The sequence below is a fragment of the Anaerotignum sp. MB30-C6 genome (assembly GCF_030908465.1).
In the GTDB taxonomy this organism is placed as follows: domain Bacteria; phylum Bacillota; class Clostridia; order Lachnospirales; family Anaerotignaceae; genus Chakrabartyella.
In genome coordinates this window covers 2,664,876-2,689,714 of the sequence record NZ_CP133078.1, presented here as the reverse complement: position 1 = coordinate 2,689,714, position 24,839 = coordinate 2,664,876, and the positions used below count along the sequence as shown (strand labels likewise).

Annotated in this window: 21 protein-coding genes and 1 riboswitch; of the genes, 20 read left to right on the top strand and 1 reads right to left on the bottom strand. The window is 40.9% G+C overall.

Translation table 11 applies throughout. The annotated features are described in order from the left end of the window. Positions 1–16 precede the first annotated feature (16 nt). The 5 genes from clpP (at position 17) to RBQ60_RS13065 (ending at position 5,264) form a co-directional block, all read left to right on the top strand. Positions 17–616 carry an ATP-dependent Clp endopeptidase proteolytic subunit ClpP gene (clpP, locus tag RBQ60_RS13085; RefSeq protein WP_307884126.1) on the top strand — a complete coding sequence of 200 codons (600 nt, stop codon included), beginning with the start codon at positions 17–19 and terminating at the stop codon, positions 614–616. Between the two features lie 2 nt (positions 617–618). Further along, a complete protein-coding gene (gene clpX, locus RBQ60_RS13080; protein ID WP_307884125.1) occupies positions 619–1,914 on the top strand; it encodes an ATP-dependent Clp protease ATP-binding subunit ClpX in 1,296 nt (431 codons plus the stop codon). 394 nt (positions 1,915–2,308) lie between these two features. Then, entirely contained in the window at positions 2,309–3,502 is a 1,194-nt protein-coding gene (gene ilvA, locus RBQ60_RS13075) for a threonine ammonia-lyase (protein WP_307884124.1), read from the top strand. Between the two features lie 336 nt (positions 3,503–3,838). Next, entirely contained in the window at positions 3,839–4,777 is a 939-nt protein-coding gene (locus RBQ60_RS13070) for an EamA family transporter (RefSeq protein WP_307884123.1), read from the top strand. Beyond that, the gene (locus RBQ60_RS13065) at positions 4,758–5,264 is read left to right on the top strand and encodes a GNAT family N-acetyltransferase (protein ID WP_307884122.1); all 507 of its coding nucleotides are present in this window, start codon (positions 4,758–4,760) and stop codon (positions 5,262–5,264) included. The genes RBQ60_RS13070 and RBQ60_RS13065 overlap by 20 nt, the downstream gene beginning before the upstream one ends. 201 nt (positions 5,265–5,465) lie before the next feature. On the opposite strand, the gene RBQ60_RS13060 is transcribed toward RBQ60_RS13065, so the two are convergent. Further along, entirely contained in the window at positions 5,466–6,053 is a 588-nt protein-coding gene (locus RBQ60_RS13060; RefSeq protein ID WP_307884121.1) for a ferredoxin domain-containing protein, read from the bottom strand. A 195-nt stretch (positions 6,054–6,248) separates the two neighbouring features. Here RBQ60_RS13060 and RBQ60_RS13055 point away from each other — a divergent pair, with 195 nt between their 5' ends. The 15 genes from RBQ60_RS13055 (at position 6,249) to obgE (ending at position 24,778) form a co-directional block, all read left to right on the top strand. Further along, entirely contained in the window at positions 6,249–9,059 is a 2,811-nt protein-coding gene (locus RBQ60_RS13055; protein WP_307884120.1) for a DNA translocase FtsK, read from the top strand. A 588-nt stretch (positions 9,060–9,647) separates the two neighbouring features. Then, positions 9,648–9,726: riboswitch (ZMP/ZTP riboswitch) on the top strand. Positions 9,727–9,806: 80 nt separating this feature from the next. After that, positions 9,807–11,477, top strand: coding sequence for a formate--tetrahydrofolate ligase (locus RBQ60_RS13050; protein ID WP_307884119.1), 1,671 nt, complete (start codon positions 9,807–9,809; stop codon positions 11,475–11,477). A 17-nt stretch (positions 11,478–11,494) separates the two neighbouring features. Continuing rightward, a complete protein-coding gene (locus tag RBQ60_RS13045) occupies positions 11,495–12,352 on the top strand; it encodes a bifunctional 5,10-methylenetetrahydrofolate dehydrogenase/5,10-methenyltetrahydrofolate cyclohydrolase (RefSeq protein WP_307884118.1) in 858 nt (285 codons plus the stop codon). 15 nt (positions 12,353–12,367) lie between these two features. Next, on the top strand, positions 12,368–13,726 hold the full coding sequence (gene rimO, locus RBQ60_RS13040) for a 30S ribosomal protein S12 methylthiotransferase RimO (protein ID WP_307884117.1): 1,359 nt from the start codon (positions 12,368–12,370) through the stop codon (positions 13,724–13,726). Next, positions 13,710–14,243, top strand: a complete 534-nt coding sequence (gene pgsA / locus RBQ60_RS13035; protein WP_307886020.1) for a CDP-diacylglycerol--glycerol-3-phosphate 3-phosphatidyltransferase — start codon at positions 13,710–13,712, stop codon at positions 14,241–14,243. Before rimO ends, pgsA begins: the two co-directional genes overlap by 17 nt. Positions 14,244–14,249: 6 nt before the next feature. Next, entirely contained in the window at positions 14,250–15,185 is a 936-nt protein-coding gene (locus RBQ60_RS13030) for a DMT family transporter (protein ID WP_307884116.1), read from the top strand. 184 nt (positions 15,186–15,369) lie between these two features. After that, a complete protein-coding gene (locus RBQ60_RS13025) occupies positions 15,370–16,611 on the top strand; it encodes a competence/damage-inducible protein A (RefSeq protein ID WP_307884115.1) in 1,242 nt (413 codons plus the stop codon). Then, on the top strand, positions 16,601–17,479 hold the full coding sequence (locus tag RBQ60_RS13020) for a DMT family transporter (protein WP_307884114.1): 879 nt from the start codon (positions 16,601–16,603) through the stop codon (positions 17,477–17,479). Before RBQ60_RS13025 ends, RBQ60_RS13020 begins: the two co-directional genes overlap by 11 nt. Before the next feature lie 39 nt (positions 17,480–17,518). Then, positions 17,519–18,673 (top strand): recombinase RecA, encoded by a 1,155-nt coding sequence (gene recA, locus RBQ60_RS13015; RefSeq protein WP_307884113.1) that lies wholly within the window; start codon positions 17,519–17,521, stop codon positions 18,671–18,673. A 229-nt stretch (positions 18,674–18,902) separates the two neighbouring features. Further along, the gene (locus RBQ60_RS13010) at positions 18,903–19,529 is read left to right on the top strand and encodes a regulatory protein RecX (RefSeq protein ID WP_307884112.1); all 627 of its coding nucleotides are present in this window, start codon (positions 18,903–18,905) and stop codon (positions 19,527–19,529) included. An 11-nt stretch (positions 19,530–19,540) separates the two neighbouring features. Beyond that, entirely contained in the window at positions 19,541–22,312 is a 2,772-nt protein-coding gene (locus RBQ60_RS13005) for a tetratricopeptide repeat protein (protein ID WP_307884111.1), read from the top strand. 130 nt (positions 22,313–22,442) lie between these two features. Beyond that, entirely contained in the window at positions 22,443–22,748 is a 306-nt protein-coding gene (gene rplU / locus RBQ60_RS13000; RefSeq protein WP_307884110.1) for a 50S ribosomal protein L21, read from the top strand. A gap of 2 nt (positions 22,749–22,750) precedes the next feature. After that, positions 22,751–23,083, top strand: a complete 333-nt coding sequence (locus RBQ60_RS12995) for a ribosomal-processing cysteine protease Prp (RefSeq protein ID WP_307884109.1) — start codon at positions 22,751–22,753, stop codon at positions 23,081–23,083. A 2-nt stretch (positions 23,084–23,085) separates the two neighbouring features. Continuing rightward, entirely contained in the window at positions 23,086–23,376 is a 291-nt protein-coding gene (gene rpmA / locus RBQ60_RS12990) for a 50S ribosomal protein L27 (protein WP_307884108.1), read from the top strand. A gap of 124 nt (positions 23,377–23,500) precedes the next feature. Next, positions 23,501–24,778 (top strand): GTPase ObgE, encoded by a 1,278-nt coding sequence (gene obgE, locus RBQ60_RS12985; protein WP_307884107.1) that lies wholly within the window; start codon positions 23,501–23,503, stop codon positions 24,776–24,778. The last annotated feature ends 61 nt before the right edge of the window (positions 24,779–24,839 follow it).

The window sequence follows — 24,839 nt, the reverse complement described above, 5'->3', positions numbered from 1 at the left end:
AATGGAGGGAGTTCATATGAGTTTAGTGCCTATGGTAGTGGAGCAAACAAACCGTGGAGAACGTTCTTATGATATTTATTCCAGACTGTTAAAAGACAGAATTATTTTTCTGGGCGAAGAAGTAAATGACGTTACTGCCAGCCTTGTTGTAGCTCAGTTGTTATTTTTAGCAGCGGAAGATCCTGATAAAGATATCAGCCTATATATCAATAGCCCCGGCGGCTCTGTAACAGCAGGGCTTGCTATTTACGACACAATGCAATACATCAAACCTGATGTATCTACAATCTGTATCGGTATGGCGGCAAGTATGGGGGCTTTTCTTTTAGCCGGTGGAGCGAAGGGGAAAAGATACGCATTGCCTAATGCAGAGGTCATGATTCACCAGCCAAGTGGTGGTGCAAGAGGACAGGCAACGGATATTCATATTCATGCCGAGAATATCCTGCGCACAAAAAGAAAATTAAACGAAATTTTAGCAGCAAATACAGGTAAAGCGATTGATATAATCGAAAGAGATACCGAAAGAGATTATTTTATGACGGCTGAGGAAGCAAAGGCCTATGGTCTTATAGATGATGTTATCACAAAACCTCAGACAAAGGAGAGAGGCTAAATATGGCAGGAAAAACAGAAGAGATAAACAAATTACGTTGTTCCTTCTGCGGGAAAACTCAGGAACAGGTAAAAAAACTGATTGCTGGGCCTAATGTATATATTTGTGATGAATGTATCGATCTGTGTGCCGATATTATTGATGAAGAGTATGATGTTTTAGCAAATAAAGAAGAAGATTTTAACGTTCCTAAGCCCAAAGAAATTAAAGAAACCTTAGATCAATATGTGATTGGTCAGGATAAGGCAAAACAGACTTTGTCGGTAGCGGTGTATAATCACTACAAACGCATTCTAATGGATGCCAAGGCGGATGATGTGGAACTGCAAAAAAGCAATATTCTTTTAGTGGGACCTACGGGTACCGGTAAAACTTTACTTGCCCAAACTTTAGCCAAGGTATTAAATGTACCGTTTGCCATTGCAGATGCGACCTCTTTAACAGAGGCAGGATATGTAGGCGAGGATGTTGAAAATATCCTGTTAAAGCTGATTCAAGCTGCGGACTATGATATTGAACGGGCTGAAAGAGGGATTATCTATATTGATGAAATCGATAAGATAACAAAAAAATCTGAAAATGTATCGATAACCAGAGACGTGAGTGGTGAAGGCGTGCAGCAGGCATTACTGAAAATTCTGGAAGGTACAACGGCAAGTGTGCCACCTCAGGGTGGTAGAAAGCATCCTCATCAGGAATTTATCCAGATTGATACAACAAATATATTATTTATTTGTGGCGGTGCTTTTGGTGGCATCGAAAAAATCATACAGAATCGTATGGGCCATAAAGTAATCGGGTTTGGTGCCGAGGTGCATAGTAAATTAGAGCAGACAGATGACGAAATTCTTCGTTCTCTTATGCCTCAAGATTTATTAAAGTATGGCTTGATACCAGAATTTATTGGACGTTTGCCCGTTGTGGTAACGTTGGATAATTTAGATGAAGAAGCGTTTATCCATATTTTAACGGAGCCTAAGAATGCATTAACAAAGCAGTATGAATATTTATTTGCTTTGGATGATGTAATTCTTGAGTTCGAACAGGATGCCCTCCTCACCATTGCCAAAAAAGCAATGGAGAGAGCAACGGGAGCCAGAGGCTTACGTGCAATTATGGAGGAATTCATCAACCCAATTATGTATGAAATTCCCGCGGAAACAACAGTAGAAAAATGTATCATTACCCAAGGCGTTGTGGAAGGCACTGAAGAACCAACCTATGTTTACAACGAGGACAGACAACCATTACAACGTATGCGTAAGCGTAAACCTACAAGAAAGGTGAATGCTTCCTAAAATTAGAAGTGGTATTGATTGTGAAAAATTGTATCTTAACCTCTATGATAGAAAATTATCATAGAGGTTTTTTTTATTTTCCAAACATAAATTTACTCACTTTTTGTAATACTCTTTAATGATGATTCTCAATTTTAATAGCTTTCCCACTGAGAATGGGAATGTATTCCTTATGCATATCTACACAGAGACACATAAAATCGTTTGCTATCTGTGGAAGAATGTACATTGAAGATGGAATGAATAGCAATTATCACAAAATCACAAAATAGGTGAAAAATATAATGAAATATGTTGACGTTGTGAAAAAGTAGACATATAATTAATCTGTATTTGTGTGGTAGACAAAAATAGACATATGTCCATATTATAAAGACGTAGGAGTGAGCGAATTATGTTATCTTTAGAAATGATCCAAGATGCCAAAAAAGTTTTGGAAGGGGTTGCTACTGTGACGCCTTTGTTCCAGTCAAAATGCATTAATCCAGATGCAGATGTTTATATTAAGTGCGAAAATATGCAGGTAACAGGGTCCTTCAAGCTTAGAGGTGCCTATTATAAAACCGTAAATTTGACAGAGGAAGAAGCAAAGCACGGTGTTGTGGCTTGTTCTGCAGGTAATCACGCTCAGGGTGTTGCTTTGGCAGCTCAGAAAAAAAATATTCCAGCAGTAATTTGTATGCCTGCTGGGGCACCATTGGCTAAGGTGGAGGCAACAAGAAGCTATGGTGCAGAGGTTGTATTGGTTCCTGGTGTTTATGACGATGCGGCGGCAAAAGCAACTGAACTGAAAAATGAAAAAGGATATACCTTTTTACATCCTTTTAATGATGATTACGTAATGGCTGGGCAGGGAACGGTTGGCCTTGAAATTTTGGAACATTTAGAAGATGTGGAGGTTGTGTTGGTGCCCATTGGTGGCGGTGGACTGATTAGTGGTGTTGCTTGCGCCATTAAATCATTGAAACCTAGCTGTAAGGTTTATGGTGTGCAGGCGGCTGGTGCCCCTTCTATGTATAACTCCATTCGTGATGGTAAAATTGAAACGTTGGAAGAAGTGAGTACCGTTGCCGATGGTATTGCTGTAAAGCAACCAGGGGATAAGACTTTTGAAATGTGCCAGAAGTATGTGGACGGTATTGTTACAGTAACAGAAGAAGAAATTGCATCTGGGATTCTTTTGCTTTTAGAAAAGCATAAAATGGTTGCTGAAGGTGCGGGGGCTGTTTCTGTTGCGGCGGCTATGCACAACAAAGGGGATATCAAAGGCAAAAAAACAGTATGTGTCATTTCTGGTGGGAATGTGGATATTAATATTTTGGACCGTATTATCGATAAAGGTTTACAGGTAAATGGACGTTTAACAAAGTTCTCCTTAACTATGATTGATAAACCTGGTCAACTTACACGCTTGTTGCAAATTATTGCGGAGGAAGGTGCCAACATTTTTAATGTAACCCATGATCGTATGGTTCGTAGCGTAGCCGTTGGTAAATGTGTGGTTGACGTTACAGTGGAAACGAGAAACAAAGAGCATTGCGAAGAGTTAATTAAAATGCTTGTTTCAAAGGGTTATGATGTAAAGTAATGAAATTACATTGATAAAAAGTCCCTCATTTTCTGTAATGAGTGCTGGTGAATTTGATTTGAGACAAATGCATATATAAAATTTTACTGGAAACGAAGAGATGTTTTTAATAGATGCATGAAAAATTAGCAAGTAAAATACTTTTAAAATTGAAAAGAATATCATACATTTCATTCTTCTTCCGCTTGTGGGGGCAGCGTAGAAGGGCTCAATCTTTTTCACTAAGCTCGGCTTTATAATTTAACATCCTTTTGCTATGGCAAAAGGATGTTTTTATGTTGCACAAAGGGGGTAGAAGCACTATACTATAAGTTAACTTGATTATGGAGGGAAGTTATGGGAGGGAAGAATAAGGCTGGCATCCTAGTCACACTAAGTGGTGCCATTTGCTGGGGATTTTCTGGCTGCTTTGGCCAGTATTTATTTGTTGAGAAGGGAATAAGCGCAGAGTGGCTGGTTTCCATTCGTCTAATTTCTGCAGGTGCCCTATTGGTTGCCATGGGTTTTATTTTGAAAAAAGGGAAGATGTTGGATGTTTTCAAGGATAAGGCCGATATGAAACAACTTTTGGTTTTTTCCATCTTGGGCATGCTTTTGGTGCAGTATACATATTTTGCCGCAATAGAACATTCCAATGCGGGGACGGCAACGGTGCTGCAATCTTTAAATCCCTTGGTTATATTGGCGGTGGTTTGTGTAAAAGAAATACGATTTCCCAGTAAATTGGAACTTGGGGCAATTATTGCTGCGCTAATAGGTACTTTTTTATTGAGTACCCACGGGGATATTCATACCATGTCTCTGACAGGTAGGGCATTATTTTTAGGGTTAAGTTCAGCTGTTTGTGCTGCACTTTATAATTTGTTATCTGGTAGGTTGATGAAAAAGTACGGTGTTTATGTAGTTGTTGGGTTTGGGATGCTCATTGCAGGCATTGTCATGGTGGTGGTTGCGCCTCCGTGGAAATATGAAATTATTTGGGACAAGCAAACAATTTGGGCAGTTTTAGGTGTGGTTGTCATCGGAACGGCGGTGGCTTTCTCCTTGTATTTAAAGGGGGTTAGTATGGTTGGACCTTTTATGGGAAGCCTTTTAACCAGTGTAGAGCCGGTGACAGCCATTGTTGTATCAATTTTATTCTTAGGCTCGGCGTTCCATCCTATTGAGTTGGTTGGGTTTATTTTGGTTTTAGGTACTGTTTTCATTTTGTCTTTTTACTCTGGCAGAGAAGATAAGGAAAGGGAAGTGGCGGATAATGAAACTGAGGCCGTATAAAAACAGTGATGCAAAGCATGTTGTTCAATGGGTAAAAGACGAAACTACATATTACCAATGGTGTGCAGGTTTAATTGGAGAATATCCCCTGAAAGAAGAAAGGCTAAATATGTATTATGATAAACTTCAAGATAATACTGCCTGCTGGGGAATGACTGCTGAGGACGAAATGGGTGTTGTGGGCCATATGTGCATGCGTTTTTTGGACAGGGCAAGGGAGACGGTTCGCCTAGGCTTTGTTCTGGTAGACCATGAACGACGGGGACAGGGGCTTGGGAGAGAACTGGTCTCTATGGGCATAAGGTATGCACATATTTTTTTGGGAGCAAAGCAGATTTCATTAGGTGTATATGCTGGAAATACTTGTGCCAAAAAATGTTATGAATCTTTGGGGTTTGTACAAGATGGGGATTTGGTTATTAAGTATGAAGTCAAGGAAGAAGATTGGGATTGTATTGAAATGATTTTAACGGATTTGCGAAAGTGAAACACCAGCCTTATTGAAGGAGTATTTTATGCTTTTTCAGTAAATGCAGTACGTTTTCGTGCCATCATTCTTTACGAATCATTCTAAAAAAATAAGCCCGTTTACTGTAACTTACAAGAGATACCTGTAAGAAGTAAGGGGCTTTTTTCTTTTCATAATTCTAATATTTAATTTCCTTCCAAAAGATGGGGGAAGGGTTTCTTATTTTGCATTACATGCTGGTGCAGCGGGTGCAGGGGCAGCAGATGCAGGGGGTGTTGCAGGACGGTCATAAAAAGGACTTTTTTCAGATACGGAAAGAGGTATTGCGTATGCTAAAAATACTTTTTCAGAGAAAAGGCCTAAGGTTAATGCTGCTTTTCCTGCAGAAAACATAACACGATTGTCGATATGATGAGCTGCTGCTACGGAAACGGCAGAACCCATGGCGATACCTAAGTCGCCTACAGCAAAGGCACAATGGGCACCGCTTTTGTTTGCGCCAAAGCAGTTGCCAGCGCCACAGTAACCACAGTGTGGCAAGCCACGGTAGGTATCTTGTGCACCGAAGAGAACAACGCAAGCAGATAAATCTAAGTTATCTGCATCTCTAATATAAAATGGTTGGCGTGTTTCCTCGCCGATTTTTCTCATTGCTGAAGCAAGGGCATCTTTGTCGGCACCATCAATAATGAATGTTTCCATACTATCAACGCCACAAGCCTTGGGGGCAGTTTTGGCTGCCGCAATCATGAGGGAAGCTACTGTTTCAATTGCTCTTAGTTGAATCTTTTCTCCACTGTACTTCATCTTAAATTCCTCCTAATCCTATTGTAAACGTGTATCCCTTTATATTATACAGTTCATCATGAATAGATGCAATATATCCAAGGGAACCGATCCAACGAAAAAAGATGCGAAAATTTCATATTTATGGTATAATTTTATATTAATGCAAATAGTGATAGTGATTTTTAGAAACAAAAGATAGATGGGGTGAGAAGTTTGGCAGAACAGAAAAAGACAACAACAAAAAGTGGCAAAAAGGGCACATCCAAGCCTGCCACAAAATCTCCTGCCGTAAAAAAAGGTACAGCAAAAAAAGGTGGAACGGGGAAATCTAGCCCAAAACAAATGTCCCATAAAGAAACCACGAAGGTGACAGCTCAAAGCAGTCACTTTGGGGATAGTATTTTAGATGAGGTTATTCTTATTATTATAATGTTGGTTTCTGTGGTGGCTGAAATCAGTTTGATTACAGAAAAAATGGGTATAATCGGTCATATGTTCAATAGCCTTTTTAAAGGTCTGTTTGGTTTTGCAGGCGCATTATTACCCGTTTTAATTATTGCTTATTGTGGATGGCTACTGACAAACCAAGAAAGGAAAATGCCTATTGTTCGTGCTATGGGTGGATTGTTGTTTTTGCTTTGTATTTCTGCCGGAATGCAGTTAATCAATCCCATTGATGTTACAACGAATTTAGGTTTTTTCAAGAAGATGGCTGTATACTATGATAGTGGGACATTACTAAACGGTGGTTTTTTTGGTGGGGTACTAGGGGGCTTATTATATAATGCTTTGGATACCCTTGGTAGCACTTTGGTATTAATTGCCCTTTTAATCATTTCCATTATTATGGCCACAGGGAAGTCGTTTTTTCAAGCCATCGGTGATTACTCTGACCACCGAAAGGCGAAGCAGAGGGTGAGAAACGAGAGAATTAAAAGCAAGGCAGAGCAAATACGGCAAATGGAATTAGCAGAAGCTGCAAAAATGGAGCGGCGTCGTGAAAAGGCTAGGAAAAAAACAAGTTATAATATAGAGTTGAATGAGAGAGAAGACCTTCCAGGCGAAGAACCCATGGTAGAGGAGACAGTTTTTCGTAAAAAGGGTCCCAAAAAGTTTAAAAAAGTGTCATCGCCCATTTATAACTTTACTTTGGAGGAATATGGGGCGCAAGAAACTCTTTTGGAGACGGTTTCAGGGGATTTTGAAATTGAAACCTTGCCTGAAAACATAGAGGAAGCAGTAGAGGGAGTAGTAGAGGAAGTTCCTGTAATGATTCATTCCAAAGAGGTGTTGGAGGATGCAGATCAGCTCATTGAGGATATTTTTAAGGAAGTTACGGAAGTTGAGGAGGATTTAACGGAGGAAGAAGTGGTTATTATCACAGACCAACCTCCGGTTGATGAAGAAGATATTCCAATTGGAATTATAGAAGAAGATGACCAAGGAACAGATACTGTGGAAGAACAAGGAACTACGGACGAGGCACCAAAGAAAGAAACGCTGGAAACAAAGGAAGAAGAACAGGAAGAGCAAGAAGAAGCCACTCCAGATGCTCCTATGGAAGAAGAAGAAATTCCCTATGAATTTCCTCCCATTGAGCTTTTGGGTGAAGACCCTAAAACAGGTGGCGGGGACACAAAAGCGGAAATGTTAGCCAATGCAAGGAAGCTGGAGTCTACTTTAAAAAGCTTTGGTGTAGATGCAAAGGTGATTCAGATTAATAAAGGGCCAACCGTTACCCGCTATGAATTATCCCCTAGCCAAGGGGTTAAGGTTAGCAAAATTGTAAATCTAGCCGATGATATTGCGCTAAACTTAGCGGCAAGTGGTATTAGAATTGAGGCACCAATTCCCGGTAAAGCGGCGGTAGGCATTGAAGTGCCCAATCGAGAGACCCAATCCGTTTACCTAAGAACAGTTTTGGACAGCGATGCTTTCAAAAATCATGCTTCCAAATTGGCCTTTGCTTTGGGGGAAGATATTGCGGGAAACCCAGTGGTTACGGATATTGCCAAGATGCCTCACTTATTAATTGCAGGGGCTACAGGTAGTGGTAAGAGCGTTTGTATCAATACCCTCATCACCAGTATTTTGTATAAAGCGGATCCCAAGGAAGTAAAACTACTATTGGTTGACCCGAAAGTGGTAGAGTTAAGTGTGTATAATGGTATTCCTCACTTGTTAATTCCCGTTGTTACTGACCCTAAAAAAGCTTCTGCTGCCTTAAATTGGGCAGTTCGGGAGATGCTAGAAAGGTACAATGATTTTGCCGCTTCTGGCGTAAGAGATATCAAAGGCTTTAACGCAATGAAGGAGGACGCCGGTGATGAAAAAGGGAAGATGTCCCATATTGTGATTGTAATTGACGAGTTGGCGGACTTGATGATGGCAGCACCGGGTGAGGTGGAGGATGCCATTTGTCGGTTGGCCCAGATGGCCCGTGCAGCGGGAATGCATTTAATTATTGCAACCCAAAGACCTTCGGTAGACGTTATTACAGGGGTAATCAAGGCGAATATTCCATCCCGTTTGGCATTTGCCGTTTCTTCGGGTATTGACTCTAGAACGATTTTGGATATGGTTGGTGCGGAAAAACTGTTAGGTAAAGGGGATATGTTATTCTATCCTGCGGGACAAAGTAAGCCGGCTCGTATGCAGGGTGCATTTGTGACAGATAAAGAAGTGGAAGATATCGTTTCCTTCCTTAGAAAAAGCGGACGCCCTGGCTATACCCAAGAGACAATAGATCAAATTACAAAGGTTGCAAAAGGCGGTATGGACGCTGGGGAAGAGAGCGACGAGTTTTTCGAACCCGCTGTTGACTTAATTATTGAGAAGGAAAAAGCATCTGTTTCTATGCTACAAAGACAGTTTAGAATTGGGTATAACCGTGCCGCAAGGCTTATGGACGAATTGGAGGGTAAAAACTTTGTTGGCCCCGAGGAGGGAAGCAAGCCAAGAAAGGTACTCATTACCCGAGCTCAATGGGAAGCCATAAAAGAGCCTGTGGAAGAGGAAATTTAAGAGGATTTTTTGCAAGCTTTTTAAAAAATCAATCAAAATAAAAAACCAATCAGGTGAGGTTATGTTTTGATAACATCTCAAACACTTGATTGGTTTTTGTTTTAGAGCGCCATAATTTTTGTGTAAAGCCATTGTTTTATAGAAGTCAGTACATATTCCGAACCACCAATGAAACAAATAGAAAAACAAATAGGGATAAAACCAATGTATGACTAGCCACTGGTTTATTATCTCTAATTTGTTTAAGCATATGAACATATATGGGACATACGAATACAGATAGGATAATACAAAAATATGCATCAAGCTGTACATGGGAAACATCGCCTTTACTAGTAATCCAAATACCTGCCTTTATCATCATGAGCTGCTTGTATCAAAAGAACAGTTACTTGGGAATGTTCATTTTTAGTATAATCTACTCCATCTAACAATGCAAAAAAAATTGTAAAAATATGTAATCGATTTTACACAGTAATGGGAGATGCTTTTCCCCCAAAAAAGAGGTTTTGCCTGAACAAAAGTAACACAAGTATAAAAATTTTTAATGTTTGTTGACAAAAATATTAGCCTATAGTACCATCTTTTTATAGGTCATATGACTGACGGAAGTGGAGTGAACCACATGGAGTATGACTGGTAAATGCCGACCGTCTGGGCTATGACGCTTGGACTGTTGGCATTTTTCATTTGCAGTTCAAAGCTCGTGGGAAATCAAATTTAAATACGGAGAGGAGTTTGTTAATCATGAAAACAGATTTACAGATCGCACAGGAATGTACAATGGAACCAATCACAGCTATTGCAGCAAAAGCAGGTATCCCCGAGGAATTTGTGGAATGCTATGGTAAGTACAAAGCGAAGATTAGTGACAAGTACTACGATCAGATTAAAAACAACCCCGATGCGAAGTTGATTTTGGTAACAGCAGTAAACCCTACCCCTGCAGGGGAGGGGAAGACCACTGTAACCATTGGCTTGACTCAGGCATTGCAGAAATTAGGGAAAAACGCCATTACTTGTTTAAGAGAACCATCTTTGGGGCCTTGTATGGGTGTAAAGGGCGGTGCTGCTGGTGGTGGTTATGCTCAGGTTGTACCAATGGAAGACATCAACCTGCATTTTACGGGGGACCTACATGCCATTACAACGGCAAATAACCTTTTGGCATCTATGGTAGATAATCATATTCAACAGGGCAATGAGTTGAATATTGACCCCAGAAAAATAGCTTGGAAAAGAGTCGTTGACTTGAATGACAGACAACTTAGAAATGTAATTTCCGGTTTGGGTGGCAAGGTAAATGGCACGCCCAGAGAAGACGGGTTCCAAATTACTGTTGCTTCGGAAATCATGGCAATCTTTTGTTTGGCAAATGATATGAAACACTTAAAAGAAATGTTAGGCCAAATCATTATTGGCTATACTTACGATGATGAACCAGTAACGGCAAAAGAAGTAGGTGCCGATGGAGCTATGGCTGTATTATTAAAGGATGCACTTCAGCCTAATTTAGTTCAGACTTTAGAGCATACCCCTGCAATTATCCACGGTGGACCTTTTGCAAATATTGCCCATGGTTGCAATAGCGTACGTGCTACAAAGTTTGCCATGAAGATGGCGGATTATGTGGTAACCGAGGCTGGATTCGGTGCTGATCTGGGAGCGGAGAAGTTTTTTGATATCAAATGTCGTAAGGCGGGAATTCAGCCGGACGCTGTTGTTTTGGTTGCAACAATCCGTGCAATGAAATATAATGGTGGTGTTGCTAAGGCTGACTTGAGTAATGAAAATTTAGAAGCTTTAGAAAAAGGTTTTGTGAATTTGGAAAAACACATTGAAAATATACAGAAATACGGCGTTCCTGTTGTTGTAACATTGAATCACTTTGTTGCAGATACAGAGGCAGAAGTTGCTTTTGTAAAAGAGCGTTGTGAAGCAATGGGTGCAACCTTTGCTATCGCAAGGGTATGGGCTGCAGGTGGTGAAGGTGGCTGTGAATTGGCGGAAAAAGTGATGGAAACTTTGGAAACAAAGGAGAATAACTTCCATACTTTATATGCGGATGATTTAACAATTGAAGAAAAAGTAAACTGTGTATGTAAAGAAATTTACGGGGCGGGTACGGTAAACTTCTCTGCGGCGGCTAGGAAGACATTAGCCCAGATTGAGCAGTTAGGATTTGGCCATTTCCCTGTTTGCATCGCAAAAACACAGTACTCCCTTTCCGACGATCCTAAGGTTTTGGGTCGCCCTGAAGGCTTTGAAGTAACTGTAAAAGAATTGCGTATTTCCGCAGGAGCAGGCTTTATTGTTGTATTGCTTGGCGATGTTATGACAATGCCTGGTTTGCCTAAGAAGCCTGCGGCTTTGAATATTGATATTGATGACGACGGCAACATCGTTGGATTATTCTAAGGAGTGGAGTAGAAAATATGACAGCACAATTGATTGACGGAAAATTGATTTCGGGACAAATTAAACAAGAGGCGGCAGTAGAAGCGGCAGAGATTAAAGCACAGGGGGTAACCCCATGCCTTGCTGTCGTTTTGGTTGGAAATGATTCTGCTTCTCAGGTTTATGTAAATAATAAAAAGAAGGCATGTGAAGCCGTTGGTATTCGCTCTGTATCCTATGAATTAGCAGAGGAGGCAACAGAGGAAGAACTGCTTCAGCTTGTGGCTAAGTTAAATGCCGATGAAACAGTGAATGGCATTTTGGTACAGATGCCATTACCCAAGCAAATTGACGAAGACAAAGTAATTCTAGCCATTGATGCCAAAAAGGATGTAGACTGCTTTCATCCCATTAACGTTGGGTTATTGCATACAGGTGGAAAAGGTTTTTTGCCATGTACTCCTGCGGGCATTATTGAGCTGATTAAGCGTAGCGGTCATACTATCCAAGGACAGAATTGTGTGATTATTGGAAGAAGTAATATTGTAGGAAAACCTGTGGCTATGCTATTGATGAAGGAAAACGGAACGGTTACCATTTGCCATTCTAAGACTAGAAATTTGGTGGAGATTTGCCGGGGAGCGGATATTATCGTTAGTGCAACGGGTAAGGTAAACACCGTTACGGCAGATATGGTAAAGGCAGGTGCCGTTATCATTGACGTAGGCATGAACCGTAACGAAGCTGGAAAGCTTTGCGGCGATGTGGATTTTGAAAATGTAAAAGATGTTGCAGGGGCAATCACACCTGTGCCCGGAGGCGTAGGACCTATGACCATTGCAATGCTTATGAAAAATTGTCTGGTCGCTGCGAAAATGCAAAATAATCTGATATAAACTTAGGAGGCAAATATGAAAGGAACCGTAGCATTCACCTCTTTGGGGTGCGATAAAAACAGAGTGGACAGCGAAGTTATGCTGGGGATATTGGCGCAAAAGGGCTTTCAAGTCATTGCCGATGAAGGACAGGCGGATATCATCGTTGTAAATACTTGTTGTTTTATTAAAGATGCCTTGGAAGAGAGTATTGAAACCATTTTGGAAATGGCAGAATATAAGAAAACTGGCAATTGTAAGGGCTTAATCGTGGCGGGCTGTTTAGGGCAGCGTTATGAGGAAGACTTTTTCAATGAGTTGCCTGAGGTGGATGCAATCATTGGTACTGCGGCTTATGAATCTGTGGCTGAGGTTGCCTCAGAAATTTTGGCTGGAAAAACTGGGGAAAGATATTTGGAAGACATTGACCGCCCTATGGAAGATGCCAATGGAAAATTACGGGTCCTTTCTACAGCCCCTTATTTTGCATATTTGAAAATTTCCGAAGGTTGTGATAACCATTGCACCTATTGTGTTATACCTAAACTACGTGGAAAACATAGAAGTCGTGCCTTGGAAAGCCTGATGGATGAGGCAGCTGTCTTAGCCCAGAATGGCGTAAAGGAATTGGTTGTGGTAGCCCAAGATACTTCCATTTATGGCAGAGATTTATACGGCGAGTCTAAACTACACGTTTTGCTTGAGGAATTAGCCAAGATTAATGGCATTGAATGGATTCGACTTTTATACTGTTATCCAGAGACTTTGACTCAGGAAACCATTGATGTAATGGCAAAAAATGAAAAAATTTGTCATTATATTGATATGCCCATCCAGCATGGTAATGATGCTGTTTTAAAACGTATGGGAAGAAAAAGCAGTCAAGCTTTAATCAAAGAAAAAGTGGCAGCCCTAAGACAGGCAATGCCTGATATTGCCATTCGAACTACGTTGATTGTAGGGTTCCCAGGGGAAACAGAAGAAGAATTCCAAGACCTAGTTTCCTTTGTTGAAGAAATGAAATTTGACCGTTTGGGCGTATTTTCCTACTCTCAGGAAGAGGGCACACCTGCGGGTAAGATGGAAAATCAAATCGAAGACGAACTGAAAGAGGCCAGACGAGACACCATTATGGATATTCAAAAAAATATCGCTGCTGCCCTTTGTGAAAAAGAGGTAGGCAAGGTGGTTCAGGTTTTGGTGGAAGGCAAGCTGCCCGAAGAAAGCGTTTACTGCGGTCGTACCCGTAGGGATGCCCCTGACATTGATGGGTTGGTATTCTTGAATGCAGAAGAAGAAATTTATTCCGGAGATTTCGTAACGGTGAAAATTAGAGAAGCCGGAGATTATGATTTGATGGGAGATGTAATTTATGCAGATGAACCTGCCGAATAAGCTTACAATTTTACGGGTGATTTTAATACCTATTTTCCTGTTGGTGTTATTTTTGACCCCTTCGCCCATGAATCGTTATATTGCCGTTGTTATTTTTGTTATTGCATCTTTGACTGATTTTTTAGATGGATACCTAGCTAGAAAGTGGAATTTGGTAAGTAATTTCGGAAAGTTTATGGACCCTTTGGCAGATAAACTTTTGGTTATGGCTGCCCTTGTTGCCATGGTGGAGCTGGGGGACTTGCCAAGTTGGGTTGTAATCATCATTTTAGCTCGTGAGTTTGCCATTACAGGCTTCCGTACCCTAGCCATGGAGGCGAATATTGTTATGGCGGCAAGTTGGTGGGGTAAAGTGAAAACCACAATTCAAATGGTTATGATAATTGTAGTGCTTTTGGGACTGCCCTTTGCATTTATGGGAGCAGTGGAAATGATACTGGTGGCTTTGGCGGTGTTCTTTACAGTTCTTTCCGGAGTGGATTATATTGTAAAGAACAAACAGGTTCTGAAAGGCTGATGAAAATTGAAGACGCAGACGAAGGGCATTTTGATTACATTGTTGGCAGCGGCATGCTTTGGAGCCGCTTCTCCTATTGCAAAATTTGTGTATCGCTATGATGTTACGGTGGGCAATGTATTACTTTGGAGGTTTATCATTGCCACAGCACTGGTGTGGGGCTATATTCTTTTGTTCCGTAAGGACTTGAATCTTCGCCTGCGAAAGGACCAGATGTTGATGATGGTTGTGGTGGGAGGTTTAGCCCATTTTTTGACAACCCAGTGTTATTTTAGTGCCTTGAAGTATGTGCCAATTTCAATACATATTATGATTTTTTATACCTATCCTTTTATTGTGAATATACTGAGTGTGATGTTTTTCAAGGAAGCCATTTCAAAGATACAATTACTGTCTTTGGTGGCGGCGTTTATCGGGATTCTTATGACTGTAACCTTGGATGATATTAGGATGAGTTTTATCGGAATCTTTTTTTCCGTTGTGGCGGCTGTCAGCAACACAGCATATATTCTGTGTTTGGGAAAGCGGAATGTAACAGAACTTGACAGTGTTGTGGTGGGTGCATATTCTTCCCTGTTTGCGGGTATTTCTTATTTTCTTTTTTGCTTGGCAAGGGGGGAGTTACGGGTGGATATGCCTTTGCCCTGTTGGGCGGGGATTATCGCCATGGCTGTCTTTACTACGGCGGTGGGAGCCATTGCCCTTTCCTTCGGAGTAAAGATAATTGGCTCGGCCAAAGCGGCAATTGTCAGTGTATTTGAACCCATTGAGGCAATTCTCTTAGGTATATTACTCTTTCATGAAAAAATCAGCCTACGAGGTGGAATTGGAATTATCCTTGTTATGGGATCAATTGTATTAATTAACTATGTGCAAATGCAGACAGCGGAAGAAGCAGTCATTGTACAGGCACCAGAGGAAACCGTGGTTAAAGACCTTTGAGGGGGAGCGAAAGCTCTCCTTTTTTGCTTTTGGAATTTCGTAAAAAAAGGTTGGAAAAGAAGACTGGAAAGAGATACAATAGAAAAAGGTGGTTTTACGGACTTTGGAGGTCAAATGCCGTCCGTTATCAGTATTTTTGGTAGCAAAAATACACATAGTCTTTGACTTATGGAGGAGGAACATTATGAAAGCGGAAATCATTGCGGTGGGAACAGAACTGCTGCTAGGAGATATCCTGAATACCAATGCCCAGTTTTTAGCCAAAGAGTTGGCTTTTCTTGGAATAGAAGTCTATTATCAAACGGTAGTAGGAGATAATCCTAAAAGGTTGGAAGATACCATTTTCCATGCTTTTTCCAGAGCGGATTTGGTCATTACCACTGGGGGTTTAGGCCCAACAGAGGATGACCTTACCAAGGAAACAGCGGCCAAATATTTTGGGGAAAATCTAGTTCTGGATGAAAAGGCTTTATCACAAATTCAGGTGTTTTTTGATCGTATTGACAGAGAAATGACGGCTAACAATACAAAGCAAGCCTATGTACCAGAAAATAACGGTGTGGTGTTGTACAACGCCAACGGCACAGCTCCTGGAATTATCCTTGAAAAAAATGAAAAGATCATGGTCATGCTACCGGGCCCCCCGAAAGAAGTAGTACCTATGTTTGAAAATCAGGTAAAACCATATTTGGCAAAGAAACAAGAGTATACCTTTATATCAAGAATATTACGGGTAGCCAGTGTTGGAGAAAGTGCCATGGAGATGCTGGTGAAAGACTTGATTGATGCCCAGACAAACCCCACTATTGCACCTTATGCAAAGGATGGAGAAGCTCTTTTAAGAATTACAGCAAAAGCAAAGAATGAGGAAGAGGCAAATAGGTTGATTGATCCTGTTGCCCAGGCTTTAAAGGAAAGGTTGGGTAAATCCGTTTATGCGGAAGGGGAAACCAACATGGAAACGGAAGTTGCCAAGCTGTTGGTAGCGCAGAACAAAACAATTGCCGTAGCAGAATCCTGTACAGGAGGGGAGATTTCTTCTCAGTTGGTTCGTTATCCTGGGATTTCTCAGGTATTATTGGAAGGTTGTGTCACATACTCCAATGAATCGAAAATAAAACGTTTGAAAGTTTTACAGGAAACCCTTGAGAAGTTTGGGGCAGTCAGTAAAGAAACAGCCTTGGAGATGGCCAAAGGGGTTGCCGAAACCGCAGGGGCAGACATTGGTATTGCCACAACGGGCATAGCAGGGCCTGATGGTGGAACAAAGGACAAGCCTGTTGGCTTGGTGTACATGGGACTTTATTATAACGGGACCGTGGAAACAAGGGAGTTTCACTTTGCAGGAAGTAGAAATAAAATAAGGGAACGGGCAACCTTCCAAGCCTTAGATTGGTTGCGTAGGAAGTTGCAATATGAAAAATAAAGGAGACTGGATGTTACTGGTTGCTGCCATGATTGGTGGGGGTGGTTTCATCAGTGCAAGGTATCTTTTGGATTGGGGGTATAACCCATATCAAATTATGCTAGGCAGGTTTATCATTGCCACCCTTTGTTTAAGCTTGGTTTACTATAAAAATTATCCTAATATTACAAAAAAAGAATGGAGAATGGGTGGCATTTTAGGGGTGTTACTGGCTGCAACTTTTTTACTTTTAACGATGGGGTTGCAATATACCACACCATCAGTGAATGCATTTTTGTGTAACACCCAAGGGGTAATTGTTCCTTTTATTTGTTGGTTAGCCTTTCATCAAAAGCCTATGACAAGTTGTTTTTTTGCGGCATTTCTAACCCTTGTGGGGGTGGCTCTTCTTTCGGTTACGAAGGACTTCAGCATTAGTATAGGTGCAATTTTATCCCTTGGTGCATCGGTAGCTTTTTCTCTTCAAATGGCTTTTATGGGCAAGGCTGTTGAAGCATGTGATTGTGTAAATATTGCCTTGGTAGAGCATATAACGGTGGCGGTCATTTCTTGCTTCATCGTAGCCTTCACAGGAATACATATGCCCCCTTTTAGTGGCTTGGCGGTGAGGAGTTTTTTGTTTCTCGGCGTTTTTTGTACAGCGGTATATTTTATTTTACAATCCATCGGTCAGAAGTATACCTCTGCCAATAAAACAGCCATTATTATTACCTCGGAGTCTATCTTTGCCGCTATCTTATCTGTATTGATTTATGGCGAACGCATGGGGTGGCGAGGTATATTGGGATGCGGAATTATATTTATCGCAATGGTATTGGTAGAGAAGCCTATAGGAAAAGTAGTTGACAGCACTGAAAAAATAGGTTAACATAAGAACGTAAGTTCGTTTAGAGAGGATGGGTAGAAGATGGCAAAGAACGATTCCAAAAAAGAAGATATTCGGTTTGAAGATAAGGAAAAAGCCCTTGAGGCGGCTTTAGGTCAGATAGAGAAGCAGTTTGGTAAGGGTGCGATCATGAAACTTGGCGATAGCAGCAAGCAGATGAACGTTGAAGTGGTACCATCGGGTTCCTTAAGCCTTGATGTGGCTTTGGGGGTTGGCGGTGTGCCAAAGGGTAGAATTATAGAAGTATATGGCCCAGAGTCTTCCGGTAAAACGACAGTAGCCCTTCATATGGTAGCGGAGGTACAAAAAATAGGGGGCATTGCTGGATATATTGATGCGGAGCATGCCATGGACCCTACTTATGCCAAGGCCTTAGGCGTAAATATTGACGAGTTATATATTTCTCAGCCTGATAATGGCGAGCAGGCACTGGAGATTGCGGAAACCATGGTACGATGTGGGGCCATTGATATTGTTATCGTGGATTCCGTTGCGGCATTGGTTCCAAAGGCAGAGATTGAAGGGGAGATGGGTGACTCTCACGTGGGTTTGCAGGCCAGATTAATGAGCCAGGCCCTGAGAAAACTCACCGGTATTACAAATAAGTCTAAGTGTACCGTTGTTTTTATCAACCAGTTAAGAGAAAAAATTGGTATAACCTATGGTAACCCTGAAACAACCACAGGTGGCCGTGCCTTGAAATTCTACGCATCTGTGCGTATTGATATTCGAAGAGCCGATGTACTAAAGCAAGGTACAGAACTAGTGGGAAATAGGGTTAAAGTGAAGGTTGCAAAGAATAAAGTAGCACCCCCTTTCAAAACCGCAGAGTTTGATATTGTTTATGGACAGGGTATCTCCAAAGAAGGAGATATTTTGGATTTAGCTGCGGAAGTAAGCATTATCAACAAAAGTGGCTCGTGGTATTCTTACAAAGAAATAAGAATTGGGCAAGGTAGGGAAAATGCAAAGCAATTTTTAAAAGAGCACGCAGATATTTCTTTGGAGGTTGAGAATGCCGTAAGGGAGCATTATGGCTTAACTGCTTTGGCCGATGTAAATAGTGAGGCCAAACCAAATGCATCAGAGAAGAAAGATGATAAAAAAGAAGATAAAAAAGAGGACAAAAAAGAAGATAAAAAAGATGCAGCTGTTGTAGAGCTGGACTTGGAGTAAATGCCGTCTATTTTTATAGTGGGAATACATGGGTTAATCGTTACCTTTTTATCCCTTTTGGGAAAAGAAGTGGCAAAATAAAAGCTTTATAGTAGGGTTTGTATCATAATTTCTTTATGCTACACATCTAACCGACTATTGAAAAATAGTCGGTTTTTATTTATTGGATTGTCATAGAACATACAAAAGGATTATGCTATAATAGTAGAAAAGCAAGGAGAACAAGGCTATGTTGGTAACAAAAGTGATACCTCAAAAAAGGGATCCAGTGAAGTTTAATATTTACATTGATGGAGAATATTTTTTTGCCCTGATTCCTCAGGACATGGAATACTTTGGAATAAAAGAAGGGAAAGAAGTGCCGGAGAAAACGGTTGCTTTTATTCAAAAGAGCTTGATCTATGTTCAGGCCCAAAATGTGGCCTTGGGTTTTATCGGATATAAGATGCGTACGGAAAAAGAGGTGCGGCAAAAATTACAGGAGAGGGATTTTTCTGAAGGCGTAATACAAGAAGTACTCAATTTTTTATGTGAATATAAATATACTGATGATAGGGACTATGCCCAGCGATATATCAAAGAGCGTTTGCGACTGAATCCAAGAAGTGCCTTTGCACTGCGTATGGAGCTGTTGCAGCGGGGTGTTTCGGACAAAATATGTGAAGAAGTATTAAGTGAAACGGATTTTTCTGAAATAGATGATGCTGTAATGTGGTTGGAAAAGAAAACGAGAGGGCAGTGGCCTCCCGATGAAAAGAAAAAAAAGCAGTTATACGGCTTTTTGCAACGAAAAGGCTACGCCTATGGCGTTATTAAAGATGCTTTTAGTGAGATGGATCAAAAACAGGGGAAATAGGGTGTGGGAGCATGAGTTTTTATTTAGCGGAAATTAAAGAGCTGCGAAAAGACTTAGTGGAATCATATAAAGGTGGAGATCTAAAAAGAGCTTTATTTCTGGGGAAGCAGTTATTAGAGATCTATAAACAAAATGGAGGCTTGGGTACCCAAGGTTTCGCCGAAGATACTCATAATGTAGGGGTTATTTTTGATGAAATTGGATTATATGATAAAGCGGTAGAGTGTTACCTTGAAGCAGCAACAATTAAAAAGACACGTTGCGGTGAGTCCGTTTCTTTTGCAGATACATTAAATAACTTGGCCATCGCTTATAGCAAAATGGGGCAGCACGAAGCTGCTTTGCAAACCCATATGCGTGTTTTGGATTTGCGTGAAAAAAAACTTGGGCGGGATCATATTGATTACATCCATACGTTATACAACATAGGCAATACCCATGAGGCCTTAGATCAATACGATGATGCCCTTGAAAGCCTAGGACAGGCGTTGGAGATGAGCTATTGCTGTAAGACGTTGCAAATGATGGATATTGCAGATATTCATGCCTCTATGGCTCGCTGTTATGAGTACAAAGGGAATTTCAAAAAAGCAATTTTTTATTTTGAGTTCGCTTTGGATATTATTGAAAAAAAGCAAGGGGTAAAAAGCTTACATTATATTACAAATGCCACTTCATTGGTTTCAGTTTGCCAAAAATCAGAGTTTATTGGGCTTGCTGTGGAATATTGCGAAAAAGTGGTTGAAATACGCAGGCAAATGTTTCCACAAGGTCATTTGGATTATGTAAACAATCTGAATTATCTTGCTGCCCTTTGTCGCAAAGATGGTCAGTTTGACAAAGCGTTGAAGTTTCACAAAATTGCCCTTGATTTAATTGAAAAGCACTTTGGACAAAAGTGTTTTTCCTATTCAGATATTTTAGACAAAATAGCAATAGGTTTTTGCTATAAGAAGGATTTTACAAAAGCCTTGGAATATAGCCAGAGAGCACTGGAGTTAAGAAGTAAGACTTTGCCAGAAGGAGAAGTTGAAATTACAAAAAGCTATATGACCCTAGGGGAAATTGCGGATAAAATGGGGGATTACGCCCAAGCAACCTTCTATTTTCAAAATGCACTGGCTGTTCGAGAAAAAAATATGGAGGATTGCAGAGGGGCCATTGCTGATACATGGAACAAAATAGCACAGCTTTTTGATCGCCAAGGGGCCTATGAAGCGGCAGCATTTATGTATGAAGTAGCTTTGAAAATTAGGGACTCTTATTTTTCTGCAAAGAATGATACGGATGTTTACTTCATGAAGTCCTTAGCCCAGACCCGTGGAAAGCAAGGAGAATTCACGAGGGCTGTGCTGACTTGCCTTGAAATGGAAAAGGTGGCAAGGAAGCTTTATGGAAAGGAGCATCCAAAGTATGCCACCGCACTAAAACACGTGGGGGTTGCGTATCAAAAGTCAGGGGATTTGTTTACGGCAGGTAGATATCTTGAGCAAGCACTGAATATTCAAAGGGAAGCTTTGGATGAGGATAATCCTATTTATATAAAAACATTAGAAATATTTGCGGAAGTTTGTTTTAATCGGGGGGATTGTGTCCGAGCAATTCAGCTTTATAAAGAGCGAAACGATGTGAACTTTGAAGAAACAGCCCAGGATCGCAGGGAAGCAGCTTGTACGCTGTTGGCCATTGGCAACTGTTATTTGAAGTTAGGAGACAAGGAGAAGTCAAAGGCGTATTTCACGGAAGCCGAGGAAAAGATAAAACGATGCCACATCATTCCCAATGAAAAGTACAATCAATTAAAGGCAATGTTTGAAAGTGGGAAAAACGGAAGTTTTCAAGCAAGCCAGCCAGGGCGAAAACGTATGCGGGATGGAGAGCAACGGTGCTTGGAACAAACCATTGCTTTTCTCATACAGTTTTATGAAAAAGCCGAAAATACCGTGGAAAATGAAAAAAAGAAAAAAGCCTTTATGGCATTCTCATTAGGGGAGATGCATCAGCGTCTTGGCAAAAAAGAAGAGGCTATAAACTGGTATACATTGGCGGAAAAAGAATCTGAGCCTGAATACTATGTTCGTGCTTGTACACGGCTAGGTGAGGCCTATTATGCATATGGTCAGGAAGAAAAAGCCTTTCAAAAATTTTTAAATGTAAAGGAATATATTGGGGAGTATGGTAACCCCCACTCTGCAGACTATTGCAAAATTTTAGGGCACATAGGAGATTATTTTTATAAGAAAGGTGACAAGGAAAGGGCTTTGGGCTTTTATGATTCATGGAATCAGTTGTATAAAGAGCTAAACTTGCCAGATTGCCTGTCTTATGATAATCGGGTAGAAAAGATTTGCAAAATACTAACGGCTTCTGACAGATATAAGGAGGCAGTGGAAGAATATTGTGTATTAGCAATGTCCATTCGTGACAGAGAAGGGGAAACGGCGAGGTTTGCTAAGCTACTGCTACGAATGGCAATTCTTTATATTCATTTGTGCAATACGAGGGAAGCAGAAACTCTTTTGGACCGTGTTTTGATTTTGGCAGGAAAAAGTGGAATAGCCTCGGAAAATTTTGCAAAAGTATGCGATAAGGTGGGGCGGTTATATAGTTTAGCAGGGTTGGAAGAAAAAGCCATAGAGGCGTTGAAATTAGCTTATAATCAAAGCCTGCAGGGGAAAAAGTGCATCACAAAAGAGGGCCTGCAACTGTTGAGTAGGCTTTTATGGAAGAATGGTGATAATAAAGCTTATTTTTCTATAAAAAATGGCTGTGAAATGGAATAGTTTTAGTTGACATGGTTTTTTGCCTGTGATACTATATTGAAGTATGTTCAGCCGCACGAAGAGGTTCTGTAAAATCAAAGAAAGGCTTTGGTTACCACATTCGGCGAGTAAATTGCGAGGAGGTGTTCAGATGTACGCAATTATTGAAACAGGTGGTAAGCAGTACAAGGTTGCTGAAGGTGATATCATCACAGTTGAAAAGTTAGGCGTTGAAGCTGGTCAGGATTTTACATTCGATAAGGTTCTTGTTTTAGCAAAAGACGGTGATGTGAAAGTAGGCGCTCCTTATGTTGAGGGTGCTGCTGTTACAGCTTCTGTAATTGGTGATGGTAAGGCGAAAAAGGTTGTAGTGTATAAGTACAAACCTAAAAAAGGCTTCCACAAGAAAAAAGGCCATAGACAGCCTTTCACTAAATTACAGATCAAGTCTATCTAATTATGATAAACGCTATTCTTTATCGTAAAGACGGAAAAATCTGTGGAGTTGAGTTAACCGGTCATGCAGGCTATGCAAAGAAGGGCGAGGATATCGTTTGTTCTGCTGTATCTGTATTGACACTAAATACCCTAAATGCCATTGAGCAGTTTACGGAAATCCCCTTTCGCTGTGAGGCGGATGAGGAAAACGGTGGTTTTCTCAAAATCCATTTCCCTTTAGAGGGTATGGCAGACCATGACACCCAACTTTTACTTAGAACGTTGGAAATGGGTTTGTCAGCAATAGAGACGGAATATAATCAGTATCTTACTTTGAATTATAAGGAGGTGTAGTGATGTTCAGATTAAACCTTCAGTTCTTCGCGCATCATAAGGGCGGCGGTTCCACAAAGAATGGTCGTGACTCTAATGCAAAGAGACTTGGCGCAAAACGTGCAGACGGTCAGTTTGTATTGGCTGGCAATATCTTATACACACAGAGGGGCACAAAGATTCACCCCGGCGTGAACGTAGGCAAAGGTGGCAATGACACTTTGTTTGCTTTGGTTGACGGTCGTGTGAAATATGAAAGAAAAGGTAGAGACAAAAAACAGGTTTCTGTTTACCCTATCGAAATTGCTGAATAAGAATTGCGAAGGCTTCAAATGATACCATTTGAAGCCTTTTTCGTGAAAAGCAAACTATTTTTGCTTTTGACGAAAAAGGTGCAAATATAGATGTAATTATGTAATGAGTAAAGAGGTGAAAGTAATGTTTGTAGATAGAGTCAAGATTCACGTCAAAGGCGGTAATGGTGGCAATGGTATGGTTTCTTTTTATAGAGCAAAATACATTACCCACGGTGGCCCTGACGGTGGCGACGGCGGAAAAGGCGGCAGTGTCATTTTTATTGGAGATGAAGGCCTGAATACCCTTATGGATTTTCGTTTTAAAAGACTATTCAAGGCTAGGAATGGTGAAGATGGCGGCAAAAGAAACTGCTTTGGTAAAGATGGCGAAGATGTCATTATTAAGGTACCTGTGGGTACTGTAATCCGTGAGGCCGAAAGCGGCAAGGTTATGGCGGATATTAATAAAGCGGGGGAAGAAAAAGTTTTGATTTTTGGCGGCAAGGGAGGAAAAGGGAATCAGCATTTTGCCACCCCCACCAGACAGGCTCCCAGATATGCAGAAAGAGGCCGAATTGCCAAAGAGTATGATGTGATTTTGGAATTAAAGCTCATTGCCGATGTAGGTTTGATTGGATTCCCTAATGTAGGTAAGTCTACATTGCTTTCAATGGTAACCAATGCAAACCCTAAAATAGCAAATTATCACTTTACAACCCTTTCCCCCAACTTAGGGGTGGTGCAGGGAAAATATGGTGATACCTTCGTTTTAGCTGATATTCCTGGTTTGGTTGAGGGCGCCAGTGAAGGCGTTGGTTTGGGCCATGAATTTTTACGTCACGTGGAAAGAACAAAGGTATTTATACACGTTGTGGATGCTGCAGGTGTTGAGGGGGATGATCCTGTGGAGAGTGTGCGTAAAATCAATCGAGAATTGGAAGAATATAATTCTGAGTTATTAAAACGTCCTCAGGTTATTGCAGCAAACAAAACGGATATCCCTGAAGCGGCGGAAAACGTAGAACGATTAAAAGAAGTTTATGAAAAAGAGGGATATAAAGTATTCCCCATCTCTGCGGCAACAAATAAAGGTTTAGACGAGCTGTTGACTGCCGTAGCAGCGATTTTAAAAGATTATCCCGAAGATATTGTTTTCGAGGAAGATTATGAAGAATACGACGAGGTTGCTGTAGACAAAGAGCCTTTCACCATCGAAGAGGAAGAGGATGGCTACTTTGTAGTAACTGGCGTTGGTGTAGAAAAGATGATTGGATATACCAATATTGAAACGGAAAAGGGCTTTGCGTTCTTCCAGAGATATTTGAAAGAAAAGGGAATTATCGAAGCTTTAGAGGAAAAAGGAATTGAACAAGGGGATACCGTTCGTATTTACGATCTGGAATTCGAGTTCTGGAAATAAGGAATTTTTACAGCACCCTATGTGGAGTCTAACTTCACTAGGGTGTTTTTTGTCGATAAAG

Bases quoted from the DNA above. Each gene is read 5' to 3' on its own strand.
- clpP (WP_307884126.1), top strand. From the start codon at position 17: ATGAGTTTAGTGCCTATGGTAGTGGAGCAAACAAACCGTGGAGAACGT.
- clpX (WP_307884125.1), top strand. From the start codon at position 619: ATGGCAGGAAAAACAGAAGAGATAAACAAATTACGTTGTTCCTTCTGC.
- ilvA (WP_307884124.1), top strand. From the start codon at position 2,309: ATGTTATCTTTAGAAATGATCCAAGATGCCAAAAAAGTTTTGGAAGGG.
- RBQ60_RS13070 (WP_307884123.1), top strand. From the start codon at position 3,839: ATGGGAGGGAAGAATAAGGCTGGCATCCTAGTCACACTAAGTGGTGCC.
- RBQ60_RS13065 (WP_307884122.1), top strand. From the start codon at position 4,758: ATGAAACTGAGGCCGTATAAAAACAGTGATGCAAAGCATGTTGTTCAA.
- RBQ60_RS13060 (WP_307884121.1), bottom strand. From the start codon at position 6,053: ATGAAGTACAGTGGAGAAAAGATTCAACTAAGAGCAATTGAAACAGTA.
- RBQ60_RS13050 (WP_307884119.1), top strand. From the start codon at position 9,807: ATGAAAACAGATTTACAGATCGCACAGGAATGTACAATGGAACCAATC.
- RBQ60_RS13045 (WP_307884118.1), top strand. From the start codon at position 11,495: ATGACAGCACAATTGATTGACGGAAAATTGATTTCGGGACAAATTAAA.
- rimO (WP_307884117.1), top strand. From the start codon at position 12,368: ATGAAAGGAACCGTAGCATTCACCTCTTTGGGGTGCGATAAAAACAGA.
- pgsA (WP_307886020.1), top strand. From the start codon at position 13,710: ATGAACCTGCCGAATAAGCTTACAATTTTACGGGTGATTTTAATACCT.
- RBQ60_RS13025 (WP_307884115.1), top strand. From the start codon at position 15,370: ATGAAAGCGGAAATCATTGCGGTGGGAACAGAACTGCTGCTAGGAGAT.
- RBQ60_RS13020 (WP_307884114.1), top strand. From the start codon at position 16,601: ATGAAAAATAAAGGAGACTGGATGTTACTGGTTGCTGCCATGATTGGT.
- recA (WP_307884113.1), top strand. From the start codon at position 17,519: ATGGCAAAGAACGATTCCAAAAAAGAAGATATTCGGTTTGAAGATAAG.
- RBQ60_RS13010 (WP_307884112.1), top strand. From the start codon at position 18,903: ATGTTGGTAACAAAAGTGATACCTCAAAAAAGGGATCCAGTGAAGTTT.
- RBQ60_RS13005 (WP_307884111.1), top strand. From the start codon at position 19,541: ATGAGTTTTTATTTAGCGGAAATTAAAGAGCTGCGAAAAGACTTAGTG.
- rplU (WP_307884110.1), top strand. From the start codon at position 22,443: ATGTACGCAATTATTGAAACAGGTGGTAAGCAGTACAAGGTTGCTGAA.
- RBQ60_RS12995 (WP_307884109.1), top strand. From the start codon at position 22,751: ATGATAAACGCTATTCTTTATCGTAAAGACGGAAAAATCTGTGGAGTT.
- rpmA (WP_307884108.1), top strand. From the start codon at position 23,086: ATGTTCAGATTAAACCTTCAGTTCTTCGCGCATCATAAGGGCGGCGGT.
- obgE (WP_307884107.1), top strand. From the start codon at position 23,501: ATGTTTGTAGATAGAGTCAAGATTCACGTCAAAGGCGGTAATGGTGGC.